At 64.8% G+C, this 17,365-nt stretch carries 13 protein-coding genes and 2 pseudogenes; 5 read left to right on the forward strand and 10 right to left on the reverse strand.

The features are described 5' to 3' along the window. Positions 1-80: 80 nt before the first annotated feature. The gene (locus ACVWZ4_RS18010) at positions 81-1,109 is read right to left on the reverse strand and encodes a YcjF family protein (RefSeq protein WP_456699484.1); all 1,029 of its coding nucleotides are present in this window, start codon (positions 1,107-1,109) and stop codon (positions 81-83) included. Beyond that, positions 1,106-2,575, reverse strand: a complete 1,470-nt coding sequence (locus ACVWZ4_RS18015; RefSeq protein WP_456740878.1) for a YcjX family protein — start codon at positions 2,573-2,575, stop codon at positions 1,106-1,108. The genes ACVWZ4_RS18010 and ACVWZ4_RS18015 overlap by 4 nt, the downstream gene beginning before the upstream one ends. 181 nt (positions 2,576-2,756) lie before the next feature. Here ACVWZ4_RS18015 and trhA point away from each other — a divergent pair, with 181 nt between their 5' ends. Further along, on the forward strand, positions 2,757-3,452 hold the full coding sequence (trhA, locus tag ACVWZ4_RS18020; RefSeq protein ID WP_456740879.1) for a PAQR family membrane homeostasis protein TrhA: 696 nt from the start codon (positions 2,757-2,759) through the stop codon (positions 3,450-3,452). Between the two features lie 51 nt (positions 3,453-3,503). Continuing rightward, on the forward strand, positions 3,504-4,298 hold the full coding sequence (locus tag ACVWZ4_RS18025) for an SDR family oxidoreductase (protein ID WP_456763362.1): 795 nt from the start codon (positions 3,504-3,506) through the stop codon (positions 4,296-4,298). A gap of 81 nt (positions 4,299-4,379) precedes the next feature. On the opposite strand, the gene mdlC is transcribed toward ACVWZ4_RS18025, so the two are convergent. The 4 genes from mdlC to ACVWZ4_RS18045 all read right to left on the reverse strand — a co-directional run bounded on the left by mdlC (position 4,380) and on the right by ACVWZ4_RS18045 (position 9,283). Next, a complete protein-coding gene (gene mdlC / locus ACVWZ4_RS18030) occupies positions 4,380-6,002 on the reverse strand; it encodes a benzoylformate decarboxylase (protein ID WP_456740880.1) in 1,623 nt (540 codons plus the stop codon). Between the two features lie 132 nt (positions 6,003-6,134). Next, positions 6,135-6,980 (reverse strand): FAS1-like dehydratase domain-containing protein, encoded by an 846-nt coding sequence (locus ACVWZ4_RS18035; RefSeq protein WP_456737375.1) that lies wholly within the window; start codon positions 6,978-6,980, stop codon positions 6,135-6,137. 15 nt (positions 6,981-6,995) lie between these two features. After that, complete coding sequence (locus ACVWZ4_RS18040; RefSeq protein ID WP_456699479.1) at positions 6,996-8,093, reverse strand: CaiB/BaiF CoA transferase family protein; 1,098 nt, start codon at positions 8,091-8,093, stop codon at positions 6,996-6,998. An 8-nt stretch (positions 8,094-8,101) separates the two neighbouring features. Beyond that, entirely contained in the window at positions 8,102-9,283 is a 1,182-nt protein-coding gene (locus ACVWZ4_RS18045) for an acyl-CoA dehydrogenase family protein (protein ID WP_456699478.1), read from the reverse strand. A gap of 125 nt (positions 9,284-9,408) precedes the next feature. Between ACVWZ4_RS18045 and ACVWZ4_RS18050 the strand changes: the two genes are divergently transcribed. After that, positions 9,409-10,329: a LysR substrate-binding domain-containing protein gene (locus tag ACVWZ4_RS18050; RefSeq protein WP_456699477.1), complete on the forward strand. Its 921-nt coding sequence runs from the start codon at positions 9,409-9,411 to the stop codon at positions 10,327-10,329. A 170-nt stretch (positions 10,330-10,499) separates the two neighbouring features. Here ACVWZ4_RS18050 and ACVWZ4_RS18055 read toward each other — a convergent pair whose 3' ends face one another. Both ACVWZ4_RS18055 and ACVWZ4_RS18060 read right to left on the reverse strand, forming a co-directional pair. Continuing rightward, positions 10,500-11,774, reverse strand: a complete 1,275-nt coding sequence (locus ACVWZ4_RS18055) for a cytochrome P450 (RefSeq protein ID WP_456740881.1) — start codon at positions 11,772-11,774, stop codon at positions 10,500-10,502. A gap of 94 nt (positions 11,775-11,868) precedes the next feature. Further along, positions 11,869-13,134, reverse strand: a complete 1,266-nt coding sequence (locus tag ACVWZ4_RS18060) for a cytochrome P450 (RefSeq protein ID WP_456737378.1) — start codon at positions 13,132-13,134, stop codon at positions 11,869-11,871. Positions 13,135-13,423: 289 nt separating this feature from the next. Here ACVWZ4_RS18060 and ACVWZ4_RS18065 point away from each other — a divergent pair. Further along, positions 13,424-14,549 (forward strand): annotated as a pseudogene (locus ACVWZ4_RS18065) (YjgN family protein). Continuing rightward, positions 14,507-15,199 (forward strand): annotated as a pseudogene (locus tag ACVWZ4_RS18070) (M48 family metallopeptidase); the annotation flags it as partial. The pseudogenes ACVWZ4_RS18065 and ACVWZ4_RS18070, both read left to right, overlap by 43 nt. A gap of 123 nt (positions 15,200-15,322) precedes the next feature. Here the strand turns inward: ACVWZ4_RS18070 and upp are convergent. Beyond that, a complete protein-coding gene (gene upp, locus ACVWZ4_RS18075; protein ID WP_027533710.1) occupies positions 15,323-15,952 on the reverse strand; it encodes a uracil phosphoribosyltransferase in 630 nt (209 codons plus the stop codon). Positions 15,953-16,120: 168 nt separating this feature from the next. Continuing rightward, entirely contained in the window at positions 16,121-17,359 is a 1,239-nt protein-coding gene (locus tag ACVWZ4_RS18080; RefSeq protein ID WP_456740882.1) for a URC4/urg3 family protein, read from the reverse strand. Between the last annotated feature and the right edge of the window lie 6 nt (positions 17,360-17,365).

Raw genomic sequence — 17,365 nt, forward strand, 5'->3', positions numbered from 1 at the left:
CGTCATCGCACTTTAGCTTATTGTTTGCGCATGATCTTTTCGGAAAACCGCTGCACACTTTTCCGGATCATGCTCTAGCGCTACGCCTCGTCCTCTTTCCTCCGCAGCAAATCGGTCGCCAGATCCGACAGTTTTGGCGGCGGCAGGGCGGCGAATGGCAGCGGCCTTGTGACGTCTATCGCGGCCAACCCCAGCCGCGCCGTCAGCAATCCGTTGAGCATGCCTTCACCCAGCCGCTGCGACAGTTTTGCCGCGATCCCGTGCCCGAGCATCTGCTGCACCAGGCTGTCGCTCGCGGCGAGGCCGCCGGTGATGGCGAGATGGGCGATCACGTGGCGGAGCAGGCGGATCATGCCGAGCGCGCCGGGTCGGCCGCCATAGAGCCGGGCGAGCTGGCGGATCAGGCGCAGCGAGGCCACGAGCACGAAAAGCACGTCGAACAGCGCGCGCGGCGACACCGCCGTGACGATCGAGACCCGCTGGGCGGCCGACGACACCAGCCGCCGCGCCTCTGTATCCAGCGGCGACATCAATTCGCGTTCGGCGAGCCGGATCATGTCGGCCCCGTCGATGATCTCCCCGGTATGGCTCTCCAGCGTCGCGCGCGCGCGGGCAAGCTGCGGGTTCTGGTGCGCGATGGCGATCAGATCCCGCACGATGGCGCGGCTCTCCTTGCGATCGTCGCTCAAGAGCACTTCGGCGGCACGCCGGTGCAGCTTCTCGATCGTCGCAAGCCGCGCGAGCCCGAGCGCCTCGCGCCCGATCACCACGGCGAGCGCAAGCGTCACGATGAAGGCGAGCGCGAGCCCGACAAAGCCGAGGCTCTCGCTGCGCGCAAACAGGCTCTCGATCAGATTGACGACGCCGAGCCCGGTGCCGAGCAGCGTCAGGCCGGCGAGGCCGGACCAGAACAGCGCGCCCCAGGGAAAGCCGCGCCGCGCCGGCAGCGCGGTTTGGACCGGTACCGGCAGCAATGATGGATCGGGCTCCGGCGTGATCTGGATGCTGGCGCGGCTGAGCCGGCTGATCTCGTCGGCCTCGGTCACGACGACGCCGGGATCGTCAAGCCGGAACGTCGCCGGCCGCCGTGGCTTCGATGGGTCGCTCATGCCAGCTTGTCTCCGATCAGGAACTGCAGGGCACGGTCCAGGCGAATGTGGGCAAGCGCGGGCTCTTCAGTGCCTTCACGTTCGAGCATTGGCGGGCGGAAGCGCAGAAAGCGAAAATCGCTCGTCTCGCCGGCCTGCGTCGACGATCCGCGGAATGCATCCGTGCCATTGAACAGCGGTTCGGGATCCAGTGGGAGGTCGCCCGGAAAAGTCGCAACCTCCGTGTTGCCGTCGAAGAACTCGCCGCCGGCACTTTCGCCCGCCGCCGGCGTGCCCAGGATCGAGGGCAATTTGTCGCGGCCGTTGCTGACCTGAGCTTCGCGGGTGGCGCGGACGGCGGCAAGCGCCACGACATCGATCCGCGCGCCGGTATCTTCCGCGCGCGCCACGGCGCGGGTCACCGCGCGGCGCAGCACGGCTTCGAGCCGGTCGTGGCTGGAATGATGCAGATGATCCGCTTTGGTCGCCGCGAACAGGATGCGGTCGATACGCGGCCTGAACAGGCTGGACAGGAACGTGCTGCGGCCGATGCGGAAGCAATCGAGAATACCTGACAGCGCCGCTTCGAGATCGTGCAGTGCTTCAGGCCCCGCGTTGAATGCGGCGAGCGCATCGGCGAGCACGATCTGTCGATCGAGCCGGGCGAAATGATCCCTGAAGAAGGGCCGCACCACGACGTCCTTGTAGGCCTCGTAGCGGCGCACCATCATCGCCCACAGCGATCCCTCCGGCGCCTGTCCGCCTGTGGGGACGTCGAGCGGAGCGAAGGTCAGCGCGGGCGTGTCCGCAAGATTGCCGGGCATCAGGAAGCGGCCGGGTGGCAACAGGCTCATCGCAAAGCGTTCGTCGCGGCAGGCGCGCAAATAGCTGGTGAAGAGCTTTGCAGCCGCGAGCGTCGCCTGCTCGTCCTCGCGCGCCTCGGGCTTGAGCGTTGAGAGATGCGCGTGCCAGTCCGCGGCCAGATGCGCGCGCGGCGCTTCGCGCGACAACGCCAGGCTTTCGGCGGACCACTGCTCAAAACTTTTCTGCAGCAGCGGCAGGTCGAGCAGCCATTCGCCGGGATAGTCGACGATGTCGAGCGTGAGTGTGCGGTCGGCGCCGTTTGGACGCTGATAGTCAATGACGAGACGCAGCTCGCTGATGTCGACGGTCGAGCTCGGCCAGCGCCGCTCCTCGATCAGCGCACGCAGGTGGTTCTCATAGGAAAAGCGCGGCACGGCGTCATCAGGCTGTGGCGCCAGATGGGCCCGCGCGATCCGGCCGGAGGCATAGGCCTCAAACACCGGAAGCCGGCCGCCGCGGGTCAGGCCGTGGATCAGCGCGGTGATGAATACGGTCTTACCGGCCCGCGACAGGCCCGTGACACCAAGCCGTACCGTGGGATTGAAGAAGTGCTCGCCATAGTCGATCAGCGCCCGGGCCGACAGGCGCGCCTCCTCGACCATATCCTGGAAACTGAATGCCATATGAACGTGATTGGTCTCGGGGCGCGGGCGGAACGGTGAAGCCGTTCACAAAAGTGGCAATTGCGCGGGGAAAATCAAGCTTCATACTTCCACCGCCTTTGTCGGCAAATCAGCCGATCGAACGACGCGCCGGTCCCAAACCACCCACACAAGAGGGCATTGCCCCGCTCAGCGGATTGCCATGACCATCTTCAGATTGAAACAACTTGCATCCACCTCGGTCCACGCAGCAGCCGATGCAATTCGCTGGAACTACGATCGCGCCGAGCTGATCGCAGACGGCGTCATCCATGCGATCGGCGTGCTCGCCGGCATCATCGCGGCGACCGTGCTGGTGGTGTTGGCAGCGGTCTATGCTGACGCGACCAATGTCGTCGGCGTCTCGGTCTATGTCGCCGGCCTGTTGTCGATGCTGGTGCTGTCGGCGACCTATAATCTCTGGCCGGTCTCGCCGGCCAAATGGCTGCTGCGCCGCTTCGATCATTCCGCGATTTATCTCCTGATCGCGGCGACCTATACGCCGTTCATTCTCGAGGTGAGGGACAGCGTGTTCGCTCTGGTGCTGCTCGCCGGCGTCTGGTGCGTGGCCATATCAGGCATCGTGCTGAAACTCTGCTGCCCCGGCCGGTTCGATCGCCTCTCGGTCGGGATCTATCTCGCCATGGGCTGGAGCGGTGTGATGCTCTATGACGCCGTGGTCAGAGCGTTGCCGGCGCTGGCGCTGGGTTTCATCGTGGCCGGCGGACTGCTCTACAGTTTGGGCGTGATCTTCCACGCCTGGCGGCGGCTGCGCTTCCAGAACGCGATCTGGCACGGCTTTGTCTTGGCCGGTGCGGCATGCCATTATACCGCGGTGCTCGACCTCGTGTTGAACTGAGCACGTCCCGCGACGCGGGATGAGACCATCTGAGAAAACAGGAGACGTCGCATGCAGGTGACCGGCAAGGTTGTGGTCGTCACGGGCGGCGCAAACGGCATCGGCAAGGCGCTTTGCGAGGCCTTTCACAAGGCGGGCGCCGCCAAGGTCGTGGTCGCGGATATGGACGCCGCCAATGCGAGGATCGTCGCAGCGACGGTCGATGGCGCGGCTTTCAAATGCGACGTCGCGCAGGAAAAGGATATCTCGCACGTCATCGACGAAACCGAGCGGCAGTTCGGCCCGATCGCATTGTTCTGCTCCAATGCCGGCATCGGCGGCGGCTTCGATCCGATGTCGGTCAACGCCGGCGGCGCCTCGGACGAGCCGTGGCAGCGCAGCTGGGCGATCCACGTCATGGCGCATGTCTATGCGGCGCGACATCTCATTCCCCGCATGAAGGCGCGCGGCGGCGGCTATTTCCTCAACACCATCTCGGCTGCGGGCCTGCTGTCGCAGGTCGGCAGCCCGGCTTACTCGACGACGAAGCACGCCGCGGTGGGCTTTGCCGAGAACCTCGCGATCTCGCACAAGGCCGACAACATCAAGGTCTCGATCCTCTGCCCGCAAGGCGTCGACACCAACATGTTGCGCTCGATCCCCAAGGGCCCGCAATCCGGCGACGGCGACCTCACGCCGGAGCAGGTGGCAAAGGACGTGCTCGCCGGCCTCGAGCAGGAGACCTTCCTGATCCTGCCCCACCCCCAGGTGCTCGGCTACTTGCGCAAGAAGACCGAGAATTACGACCGCTGGATCGGTGGCATGGCCAAGATTCAGGCCAAGATGCGCGAGGAGTTCGGGAAGTAGGGGAGGCCGCTACTCTCTTCCGTCATTGCGGGCGAAGCGAAGCAATCCAGTCTGCCCGCCGCGGTGGATAGACGGCACGCCTCAATGCTTCTGCCCGTACAGCACCGGCACCGCCGAATCCACGATGACCTCCACGAGGCTCGCGCCCTCGAACGCCATTCCGCGCTTGAGCGCGCCGCCGAGCTCTGCCGCCTTGCTCACCCGCACCGCGTGGCAGCCCATGCCCTCGGCGAGCCGGACGAAATCGATCCCCGGCAGCTCCAGCCCTGGCACGTTGCGCACCTGCATCACCTGGCTGAACGAGCGCATCGCGCCGTAGCCGGAATTGTTGATGACGACGATGGTCAGCGGCAGCTTGCGCTGCGCGGCGGTCCATAGCGCCTGGATCGAGTACATCGCGGAGCCGTCGCCGATCAGGCACACCGTGCGGCTGGTGGGCTTGCCGAGTGCCATGCCGACCGCGGCGGGCAGGGAATAGCCGAGGCCGCCGCTCGCCATGGTGTAGAAACTGTCCTGGCCGCGCATCGGCAAGAACGTCTGCATCGCGGGCCGGTGCGAGGGCACTTCCTCGACCAGCGATGCGCCGTCCGGCATCGCTTGCGACAGCGAGTGCAGCAGGAATTCGACCGGCAGCGGATCGGCGGCCTGTGGCGTCGGCGGCAGCGTGCGGCCTTTTGGCATCGCGCGCTTGCTCTCCGGCAACAGCTCGAGCAGCAGGCTCAGCGCCGGCTTCATGGTCGCGATGATGCTGGTGCCCACAGGCGTGACCGCCGCAGCGTCCGGATCGTCTGTGATCTGGAAGATCGCCGCGCCGCCGTCGAAGATCGCGGCATGGCCCTCGACATGGAAGGTGAACACCGGCGCACCGATGACCACAACGAGATCGTGCTCGCGCAGCGCGTCGGACAGCTGCGCAGGTGAAGCATGCAGGAAGCCCGCGAATTGCGGATGCCGCTCGGGGAACGAGCAGCGCGCCGAGAACGGGCTGACCCAGACGCTCGCTTTCGCCTTCTCGGCCACGCGCACCATCAAATCGACCGCGCCGGCGCGGTCCACGCCGGGGCCGACGACGAGAGCAGGGTGCTTTGCGGCATCGAGGGCGGCAACCAGCACTTTCATCGCGTCCGGCTCGGGGCCGATCTCGCGGCTGACCTTGCGTGCTTCGACCGGCGCGCAAGCATGTGCCCAATCGTCGATCGGGATCGAGACGAAGGTCGGTCCGCACGGCGGCTGCATCGCGACGTAATAGGCCCGGGCGATCGCGGCCGGCACGTCTTCGGGCCGGGCCGGCTCGACGCTGTATTTCACATAGGGTCGCGGGAATTCGGACGCGCGCTCCGCATAGAGAAACGCCTGCAATGGCAGGATCGAGCGGGCCTGCTGGCCCGCGGTGATGACGAGCGGCGTCTGGTTGCGATGCGCGGTGTAGATGTTGCCGAGCGCATTGCCGACACCGGCGGCGGAATGCAGATTGACGAAGCCGGCATTGCGCGTCGTCTGCGCGTAGCCATCGGCCATGCCGACGGCGGAGGCCTCCTGCAGCGCCAGCACGTAGTCTAGGTCGTCAGGCCAATCGCTCAGGAACGGCAGCTCGGTCGAACCAGGGTTGCCGAACACCTTGTCGATGCCGAAGGCGCGCAGCAGATCGAGCGTCGCCTGCTTGACGGTGACGGACTTGCTGCCGGTCTTGCCGTTTTTTGTCATCGCTTCCGTCCCTGCTATTCATATCGCGCCATCAGCCCCCGTCATTGCGAGCGCAGCGAACCAATCCTTATCACCGCGGAAGGATTCCGGATTGCTTCGCGGCGCTCGCAATGAGGAAGAGGGAGCTGTGGCCTACCACACCGCCGTGCCCTTCATCGTCGGCTGCCCCTCCGCATTGGCGGTCCACAGCTCCATGCCAGCGTCAGTCTCATTGGCGTTGATCGAAAATTCAGAACCCTCGAACAACGGCTGCAAACCGCGATATGAAAACTTCTTCGGCGCCTTGCCGCCGCGCAGCTTTGCCGCCATCTCCACTATGAGCGCCGCCTGCAGTGGCCCGTGGAAGATCAGGCCCGGATAGCCTTCGACCTCCGTGACATAGTCGCGATCGTAGTGGATGCGGTGGCCGTTGAAGGTCAGCGCGGAGTAGCGAAACAGCAGCACGGGGTCGGAGACATGGGTCTCGCGATGCTTTGCCTTCGGCGGCGGAGACGGGGCTTTGGCGGTCGCGGTGCTCGTCATCTCGCGATAAACGATGTCTTGACGCTCGCGGATGGCAACGCCGCGCGGCGAGGAGATGCTGTGCTCGACCGAGACGAAGCACAGCGTGCCGGTCGAGCCTGGTTTCACCTGCACGTCGGCAATGCGCGAGGTCCGCGTCGATTCATCGCCGACGCGCAAGGGCTGCAGGAATTCGATCTCGCCGCCGGCCCACATCCGGCGCGGCAACGGCACCGGCGGCAGGAAGCCGCCGCGGGTCGGGTGGCCGTCGGGGCCGAGCATCGACATCGGAAACACCGGCTGCGCCAGGCACCAGTGCACCGTGAATGGCGCCGCGTCGCCTGCCTTCGGCTCCCCTACATCCTGGAACAGCGTGGCGCGCAGGCCCTTGACCAGCTGCGCCGTGACGATGTCGGTCGCTTCCTCGCTGCGGCCGATCCATTGCCTGAGATGATCGATGTCGAGCTTCCCGGTCATGACGCCTCGCTCTTCCTACTTCGTCGGTTTCTCGCCGATCGCCGGCACCGCGCCATAGCTGCGGATCTCGCCGACGATGATCGGCGCCGGCGCGGGATAGCTGACGCGGCCATTTGGTGTATCCACCTCGATGCGGCGCAGATGCGGATGGTTGGTGAGGTCGCTCATGGTGTTGACCTCGGCAAAGGCGATGTCGGCATCCGACAGCCGCTTCAACAGCTCGTCGCGTGTCATCTGGCCGAAGATATCCGCGACCGTGGTGTCGGTGAAATCGCGGTTGCGTACGCGCTCCACCATGTTGGCGACGCGGGGATCGGCGGGAAGATCAGGCTGGTCCAGTACCTCGGCGCACAGCGTCTTCCACTCGCGCTCGCTCTGGATCGAGATCAGGATGTCCTTGCCGTCCTTCGAGGTGAACACGCCATAGGGTGCGATCGAGGGATGACGCAGCCCCATGCGCTTCGGCGGATTGCCGGCCTCGGCGTTGAGCAGCGGCACGGTGCACCAGTCCGCCATCACGTCGAACATGGAAATGCGGATGTCGGCACCCTTGCCGGTGCGCCCGCGCGCGATCAGCGCCTCCAAAATCGCCGCATGGGCGGTGGCGCCGGTCGCTACGTCGACGATCGACATCCCGACGCGCGAGGCGCCATCGGGGTTGCCGGTGATCGAGGCGAGGCCGCTCTCGGCCTGGATGAGCAGATCGTAGGCCTTGCGATGCGCGTAGGGGCCGTCGTCGCCATAGCCGGTGATCGTGCAGGAGATCAGCTTTGGGTAATCCTGCAACAGCCGCTCGCGCGAAAAGCCCAGCTTGTCCATCGAGCCGGGCTTGAGGTTCTGCACCAGCACGTCGGCGCTCGCGATCAGCTTCTCCAGTTCGGCGCGCCCGTCCTTGGTGGCGAGATCGACCACGGCGGATTGCTTGCCGCGGTTGAGCCAGACGAAATAGCTGCTCTGCCCCTTGGCAGCCGCGTCATAGCCGCGGGCAAAATCGCCCTCGGGCCGCTCGATCTTGATCACCTCCGCGCCGGCATCTGCCAGACGCGAGGAGCAGAACGGCGCCGCTACCGCCTGCTCGACCGCAATCACCCTGATCCCGTCAAGTGCTCCCATGATTCGCCTCAGTACGAGCGGGGCATGCCGAGCACGTGCTCGGCGACAAAGGACAGCACCAGGTTGGTCGAGATCGGCGCGACCTGATACAGCCGCGTCTCGCGAAATTTGCGTTCGACGTCGTATTCCTCGGCGAAGCCGAAGCCGCCGTGGGTCTGGATGCAAGCATTGGCCGCTTCCCAGGACGCATCGGCCGCCAGCATCTTGGCCATGTTGGCCTCCGCGCCGCAGTCAAGCCCGGCCTCGTATTTGCGCGTGGCTTCCTTCACCATCAACTCAGCCGCGCGCATCGAGGCATAGGCCTTCGCGATCGGGAATTGAATGCCTTGATTTTGGCCGATCGGCCGACCGAAAACGCTGCGCTCCTTGGCGTAGTTCGTCGCCTTCGTGATGAACCACTTCGCATCGCCGACGCATTCCGCCGCGATCAGGATGCGCTCGGCGTTCATGCCGGAGAGGATGTAGCGAAAACCCTTGCCTTCTTCGCCGATCAGGTTCTCCGCCGGCACCTTCATGTCGGTAAAGAACACTTCCGTCGTGGCGTGGTTCATCATGGTGCGGATCGGGCGGATCTCCAGCCCGTTGTTTTTGGCCTCGCGCATATCGACGATGAACACGGAAAGGCCATCGGTGCGCTTTTTCGCCTGCTCCTTCGGCGTGGTGCGCGCCAGCAGCACCATCAGATCCGAATGCTCGGCGCGGCTGGTCCAGATCTTCTGGCCGTTGACGATGTAGCCGGCGTTGCCGTCCTTGCGCGCGAAGGTCTTCAGCGAGGTCGTGTCGGTGCCGCTGGTCGGCTCGGTGACGCCGAACGCCTGCAGCCGCAATTCGCCGCTCGCGATCTTAGGCAGGTACTTTGCCTTCTGCTCGGCGTTGCCGTGCCGCAGCACGGTGCCCATCGTGTACATCTGGGCGTGGCAACCGCCCCCGTTGCAGCCCGCCCGCTGGATCTCTTCGAGGATCGCAGCCGCGGCCGAGAGCTTCAGGCCGGCGCCGCCATATTCCTCGGGGATCAGCACCGAGAGATAGCCGGCCTCAGTCAGCGCGTCGACGAAGGCCTTGGGATAGGCCATCTCGCGGTCGAGCTTGCGCCAGTATTCGCCCGGGAACTGCGCGCAGAGCTTGGCGACGGCATCGCGGATGTCGGCGTAATCTTCGCTTGTGTGTTCGTCCTGCTTGTCTTGGCTCATGGCGTTTTCCGTATCTAGCGGCAGTCAAGATAACGCCGGCCAATCCTCTGGCGTTGTGAAAACATCGCCAGCCCCCTATGCTCATTTGCTATAGCGTATGGAGTAGCCTTCCAGGATTGGCAAGCATGGATTTCCGGCAGCTCAGGACATTCAGTTGCGTCGCGGAGCTCGGCAGCCTCTCCAAGGCGTCCGACACGTTGCGCGTGGCGCAGCCGGCGCTCTCCAGGCAGATCAAGCTCTTGGAGCACGAGCTGCGCACGGAACTGTTCACCCGCAATGGCCGTGGCATGGTGCTGACCGAAGCCGGACGCCTGCTGCTGGCGCGCACCTCCGGCATCGTGCGGCAGATCGACCAGATCCGCGACGACATCCAGTCGGCCAAGGGGCCGCCGTCCGGCCAGGTCGTGCTCGGCCTGGTTCCGACCGTGAGCTGCGTGCTGTCGGCGCGGTTTGCGCGGCGCTGCGTGGAAAAATATCCCGCCATCTCGCTGCGCATCGTCGAGAGCTACAGCGGCCATATCGTCGAATGGCTGCATCGCGGCGAGATGGATCTCGCCATCCTCTACGGCCGTTCGGCTGATCTGCATCTCAATGTGCAGAGCCTGGGGCGCGACAACATCGTCGCGGTCGGTCCGCGCGGCTGTGGCCTGGCGCGCAGAAAGACTGTCGACATCGGTTGGCTGCTGCGGCAGCGGCTGGTGCTGCCCAGTCATTCGCACGGCCTGCGCGCGCTGATCGAGCACGCGGCCGCCCAGCGCAAGCTCAAGCTCAACGTCCAGCTGGAGGCGGATTCATTCCGCGTGTTGACGAGCCTCGTCGAGGAGGGCCTCGGCTTCGCACTGCTGCCGCCCTCGTCGGTCCGCGGCGAGGTGACGGACGGACGGCTGGAAACCGCCGTCGTCTCCAAGCCGATGTCGCGCGAGCTCATTTTCGCCTCTCCGATCGACCGCCCGGCCTCGACGGCCTCGCTGGCCGTCACCGCGCTGCTGCGCGACGAGGTCGCCGCCTGCCGCAGGGACGGCGTGTGGGACATCAAATTGAGTTAGATGCAGCCGTGTCGTAGACCAGCCACGCCCCATCGTGCCTTCGCATCTGGCGCGACCTGTCATGCCGGAATTTTATAGCTGAAGGGACCGCAGCGATCGACGCGTGGCCGCAACACGCATACGTATCCGAGAGCCCGTCGTTGCGAGCTCGCAATGACGGAGCATAGAGCTCAGGCCGGAATCCGCACCGGCAGCGATTCATATCCCTTGATGAAGCTGGAATAGATCCGCCGGGGCTCGCCGACCACCTCGATGCGGTCGAAGCGCTTCAACATTTCCTCCCAGACGATGCGCAGCTGCAATTCCGCGAGCCGCATGCCGACGCAGCGGTGGATGCCGAAGCCGAAGGAGAGATGGGTGCGCGGGCGCGGCCGGTCGATGATGAAGTCGTTTGGCCGCTCGATCATCTCCTCATCGCGGTTGCCGGAGACGTACCACATCACGACGCGGTCGCCCTTCTTGATGTGCTTGCCGCCGATCTCTGTGTCGGCAAGTGCGGTGCGGCGCATATGCGCCAGCGGCGTCTGCCAGCGGATCACTTCGGGCACCATCGTGTCGATCAATGCAGGATTGGCCCGCAGCTTGTCGTACTGGTCGGGATTCTCGTTCAGCGCCAGCACCGAGCCGGTCATGGTGTTGCGGGTGGTGTCGTTGCCGCCGACGATGAGCAGGATGATGTTGCCCATGAGGTTGTCGGGATCCATGAAGCGGGTGGCGTCGTTGTGCGCCATCAGCGACAGCAGATCGTTGCGCGGCGCGGAGTTGACGCGCTCGTTCCACAGCTTGGACATGTAGGCGTAACACTCGTCCATTTCGCGGCGGCGCTCCTCGGCCGAGGCGACAATGCCGCTCTTGGGCAGCGCGGTCGAGACGTCCGACCAGCGCGTCAGCTTGCGCCGCTCCTCCCAGGGAAAGTCGAACAGGGTCGCCAGCATCTGCGTCGTCAGCTCTATCGAGACCCGCTCGACGAAATTGAAGGTCTCGTTGCGGGGCAGATTGTCGAGCACGGTCTGGGAGCGCTGCCGGATCAGCTTGGCGAGCTCGTCCAGATGCGTCGGCGTGAACATCGGCGACACCGTCTTGCGCTGCGACGAGTGCTTGGGCTGGTCCATCGCGATGAAGCTCGGCCAGTCATAGCCGTCAGGCACGTCACGGATCGAAATGCCGCCGAGCGTCGAATCCGAGGAGAAGATGCCATGGTTGGTGTCGACATGCATGATGTCGTTGTATTTCACCACCGACCAGTACGGCTCGATCGGCGCGTTGGTGCAGTAATGCACCGGCTCTTCCTTGCGCAGCCGCTCGAACCACGGCCACAACGTGTCGTCCTGGAACAGCCTGGGGGCACCCGGGTGAAAATTCTTCAGCGGAGTCGCGTAGGCTTCCTCGCGCGCGCGCCGCATGCGTTCGGCCTTGTCGGCCTTGACCGGGGTCTGAATGTTCATGGGCAGTCGCTCCAGGTTCGCGCCTTCTTCGCCTCTTCCCGCCATGTCCAGCCGAAGCCGTGGCAAAGGCGGAAAGTGGGGCGAGGGACTTCACTCATGCCGCAATCTTGACCGGCAAAGTTTCCAAACCCTTCACGAAGCTTGAATAGACCCGCTTGGGTTCGCCGACCACGTCAATATGGTCGAAACGGCTGAGGATCTCCTCCCAAATAATCTTGAGCTGGAGTTCGGCAAGGCGCAATCCGACGCAGCGGTGGATGCCGAAACCGAAGGAGAGATGCGTGCGCGGGCGGGCGCGGTCTATGATGAAGTCGTAGGGCTTCTCGATCGCCTCTTCGTCGCGGTTGCCCGAGACGTACCACATCACGACCTTGTCACCTTTCTTGATCTGCTTGCCGCGGAACTCGAAATCGGCGAGCGCGGTGCGGCGCATATGCGCGAGCGGCGTCTGCCAGCGGATCACCTCCGGCACGAAACTGTCGAGCAGCGCGGGGTTTTCGCGCAGCTTGCGATATTGCTCCGGATGCTGGCTCAGCGCGAGCAGCGAGCCCGACATGGTGTTGCGGGTGGTGTCGTTGCCGCCAACGATCAAAAGAATGAGATTGCCGAGGAAGTTCCTGGCATCCATGTCGCGGGTCGCGGCGCCATGCGCCATCATCGAGAGCAGATCGCTTTTCGGCGGCTGCTCGATGCGCTCCTTCCACAGCCGCGCGAAATATTGCGCGCATTCCGTCAGCTCGACCTGCCGCTCATCCTCGGTCGCGACCAGGCCGTCAGGGCCGGGAATGGTGGTGGCGATATCGGACCAGCGCGTCAGTTTGCGGCGGTCTTCCCAGGGGAAGTCGAACAGCACCGCCAGCATCTGCGTGGTGAGCTCGATCGAAACCTGGTCGACCCAATCGAACACCTCTCCACGCGGCAGACTGTCCAGGCACTCGGCCGAGCGCTTGCGGATGTTGAGCGCGAGATTGTCCAGATGCGTCGGAGTGAACATCGGCGCTACGGTCTTGCGCTGCGCGGCATGCCGCGGCGGGTCCATCGAGATGAAGCTCTCGCGGCGCAGATCGGGATCGATGTCGCGGATGGTGATGCCGCCGAGAGCGGAGGCCGAGGAGAACACCGCATGGTTGGTCTCGATCTCCATGATGTCGTTGTAGCGCGTCACCGACCAATACGGTCCGAACATCGAGTCCTTGCAATAGTGCACGGGATCTTCCCGGCGCAGGCGATCGAAGTACGGCCAGAACGTATCGGTCCTGAACAATTCGGGGTCGCCGGGATCGAATTGCTCCAGCGACAATGACGAAGCGCGCTCGCGCAATGCGTCGAGCTTGGCCGCGCTCTCGATGGTCCCGTGCATGAGCCGCTCTCCCTGGCGTGAACCGCGCGATTTTTGTGAATTCTGCGCTGCGGTATTTGAGGCACAATTACAACGCGTTACGTGCGTCGGAGCAAGCGGCAGTTTTGCCGCACGGGATGTCATCCGGGCTTTGCCACGCGACGAATGTGACCTGCCGCACGCCGTTCGTCCCGAAATCCCGTCGGAAACCGCGCGAAACCGAGGTAAATCGAACCCGCCGATCTTGGGGATCGACCAATCTCTGATCTATAGTTTGATCTGATTAAATCCGCATCCCGGGGTTGCCGCCGTGAACGATAGGCAATGGGCCCCTCTGGGCTCCCCCGAACCGGTCCCGCCGCCGCTGCCCCCCCACTCGGATCGACTTCAGCGGTGATCGCGCCGAGTTCAGGACAATCGTCACCAGAGGGGCCATGCTGGAGCTGGTCACTTTTGGCTTCTACCGGTTCTGGCTCGTCACCGACATCCGCCGTCACCTGTGGTCGAATACGTCGATCGATGGCGATGCCGCCGAATACACCGGACGGGCCAGGGAGCTGCTGATCGGATTCCTCGTCGCGCTAGCGATTCTGGTGCCGATCTACGTGCTCTATTTCCTGATCACGATCGAAGCCGAGCGCTGGAAGGGCTTTGCGTCGACGCCGCTGTTCATCAGCTTCTACGCCTTCGGCCAATTCGCGATTTATCGCGCGCGACGTTACCGCCTGACGCGTACGGTCTGGCGCGGCGTGCGGTTCTGGATGGATGGCTCGGGCTGGGCCTATTCGTTCCGCGCGATGCTGTGGGGCGCTCTGATGTTCCTGACGCTCGGCCTGGCGTTGCCGTGGCGCGAGGCCTCGCTGGAGCGTTACAAGATGCAGCACACGCATTTCGGTGATCTGCAAGGCGATTTCGAGGGTGGCGGCTGGGAGTTCTTCAAGCGCGGCTGGTGGCTGTGGCTTCTCACGCCGGTTGCGCTGCTGTTTTTCCCGGCTGCGCCGTTCCTCTATGCCGAGTTCAAGGCGCGCGAATGGCGCTGGTGGCTCGACGGCATCCGGATCGGCGGCGTCAGCCTGTCCTCGGATCTGCCTCACAACGCCTTCTACGGCCTCTACTGGAAAGTGATCGGCTGGTGGCTGTTGCTGTCGACCATCTACAGCGCCTATCTCGGTGTTGCCATCGCAATCACCACCAAGATGGAGGGCGCGCCGCACGCGCCGGCCGCCGGGCCTGCCGCGAACATCCCGCTGCTGCTGGTGATGGTGATCGGCTATTTGGCCCTCGCGCTCGCTGCCAACGTCATCATGCGCGTCTATCTTCAGCGCGATCTCTGGGCCAAGGTGCTGGAAACCGTCGCAGTGCATGTGCATGACATCGGCGCGGCGGCCGATGTCCGCGCGAGCGGCGGATTGGCGATGCGTCAGAGGTCCAGGTGAAAGCGTTCTTCCGCGGCATCTCCTGCAACGACCCGGCCGGTCAGGCGGCGTTCGGCAAGCTCGTCAACCGCCTGCGCGACGCCGCCGGTCTCGACGACGATTCCATGACATCAGGCGTGCTGCGAACCGCAGTGCCGAATGCGTTCGCGCTGCCCGGCGGCAAGGTCTTCGTGCTCAGCGGCCTGCTCGACAAGGCTGAAAGCCCTGATGAGCTCGCCGGCATCCTTGCTCACGAGCTCGGCCATCTCAAGCATCACGACAACATGCGCGGCCTGATCTACAATGGCGGCACCTCGTTCCTGATCGGCCTGTTGTTCGGCGACGTCACCGGCTCGTCCGCCGTGATCTTCGCCTCGCGCAGCGTGGTCGAGGCGTCCTATTCGCGCGAGGCCGAGACCAATGCCGATACGTTCGCAATCGAGACGATGCATAAGCTCGGCCGCTCGCCGAAGCCGGCAGCCGAGTTGATGTTTCGCATCACCGGCAAGGAGGGCGGCTCGGGCCTGGCAACGATCCTGGCGAGCCATCCGCTCACAGAGGACCGCCTCGCGCGCATGACCAAGGAAGATCGCCCCGTCAGCGGTCCCCCGCTGCTGACGGACAAGGAGTGGCAAGCGCTGAAGGGCATTTGTGGCAGCGGGAAGATTTGAGCGCGATGAGGTGAGACTCGATGAGCGCCTCGACGAAGGTGCGTTCCCTTCCCCGCAAGGGGCGAGGGAGCGGAGAGAGTAGTGCTCTTGGCCCAACTTGATTCAACGACATCCCGCTCTAAACTATCTTGTCCCGTAAGCGCGGTCGCCGGCGTCGCCGAGACCGGGCAGGATAAAGCCGTTCTCGTCGAGACCTTCATCCACCGCAGCGGTCCAGATGTGCACGTCCGGATGCAGGCCGCGCAGGCGCTCCAGTCCTTCCGGCGCGGCGATCAGGCAGGCGAGGCGGATGTCCTTGGCGCCGCGCTCCTTCAGCCGGTCGACTGCGGCCACGGCCGTGTTGGCGGTCGCGACGACCGGCGTCACCACGATCGCCAGGCGCTCGCTGAGATCCGACGGCGATTTGAAGAAGTACTCGACCGCGGCAAAACTCTGGGGCTCGCGGTAGAGGCCGATATGGGCGACGCGGGCGGTCGGCACCAGGTCCATCATGCCATCGACGAAGGTGGTGCCGGCGCGCAGCATCGGCACGAACACCAGCTTCTTGCCGGCGATCTTGGCTGAGTGCATCGTCGCCAGCGGCGTATCGATCACGGTATCGGTGAGCGGCAAATCGCGCGTCACCTCGTAGCACAAGAGCATGCCGATCTCCTTGATCAGTTCGCGGAACGACTTTGTCGAGATTGACTTGTCCCGCACCAGCGTGAGCTTGTGCTGCACCAGCGGATGATCGACGATCGTGACGCCTTCCATGATAGTGCTCTTGCTTCTTCCCTTCTCCCCCTGTGGGAGAAGGTGGCGCGCAGAGCGCGCCGGATGAGGGGTTCTCTCCGCGAACTTCACTGAGAGATATGCCCGCGGAGACATACCCCTCACCCGCCTCGCTTTCGCGAGGCACCCTCTCCCACAAGGGGAGAGGACTCAGAAAACCGTGCCGTCGCTGATCACCTTGAGTGGCGGTGACCCGTCGGGGCGGCGCGCAAACGCGATGACGCGGCCGGCGGCCCAGGTGCCGCCTTCCAGGATGCTGGCGAGCGGCAGCGATTGCGGCGTTCGGCCGAGCTTGGCGCGAACACGTTCGGCAACGCGGTCCAGCAGCGCGACAGTCAGCGCGCGCCACTCGACGACGAGCAGGGAGTCGACCGCATGCGCACGCTCCGCGTCGGCGGCATCGCGCAGACGCAGCACCTCGTGATCGACAAACAGGCCGCCATTGCGATATTCGGCCAGTCCGGTGAGCCCGTCGATATCGGTGACGTCAAATCCGGCGCGCTGGAGCGGCTCGATCAGCGAATAGCTCAACCATTGCGACAGCTTGTGCAGCGGCACGAGGCCGGCGGTCGCATCGTCGGCCCTGATCGCCGGATGACGCCAGCAATCGCCCAGTGGAACGCCCGCGAGCTCAAGCCGTGACGGCCAGATCGGTCCGAGCTGGTTCAGCACCGCCGAAAGTATCGCGGGGGCGGGGATGGCGCGGTCAATAGCCTGCGCGGCGATGTGGTCGAACAGGCCGCCCGGTCGCGGCATGTCCTGCATGCCGAAGACGTCGGCGCGCGCAGCCACCAGTCTGCCCAGACGCTGCAGCAGATCCGTGCGTCCTTCGAGGCCCAGCAGCGGATTGGCCTCGCTCGCCTGGAAGGCCGACGTCAGCGCCGGGAGCGGCAGCTTGGCGAGCACCTCCGCATCGACCCGGAACGGCGCGCGCGCATCGGCGGAAAAGAGGCCGCCGGCAAACATGTCGAGGCTCGCGAGCGCCAGTCCCTCGGAGCGACCAATGCCCTGTCCCGTCACCGCATCGCGATATCGCCAGGTCGCACCCGCGCCGGCATCGAGCAGCACGCTGACGATGGCGAGGTCGAACTCCGCGCGCGCCCGTGCCGCGCGATCGGGCCATGATGCCGTGTCGGCCAATTGCGCCCAACGGTCGACGCCGCCGAACACAAAATGTCGCCACCGCGCGTGGAAGGGAATGTCGAGCGTCGGGTAAGCCCTTCGCGTGACATCAAGCACGGCGTCAGCAACGCCGTCCATGCGATCGAGATCGATGGTGAAATGCGTGAGCCCGCCCTGGAGGCCGATGTCGAGCATTCGTCCGGCGCGCGCGCGAACCGCCTTTGCGGTGAGCAGGGCGCGTGCCTCTCGTTCCAAAACGTCCGCCATCGCCGG

The organism is Bradyrhizobium sp. USDA 4472 (assembly GCF_054058595.1).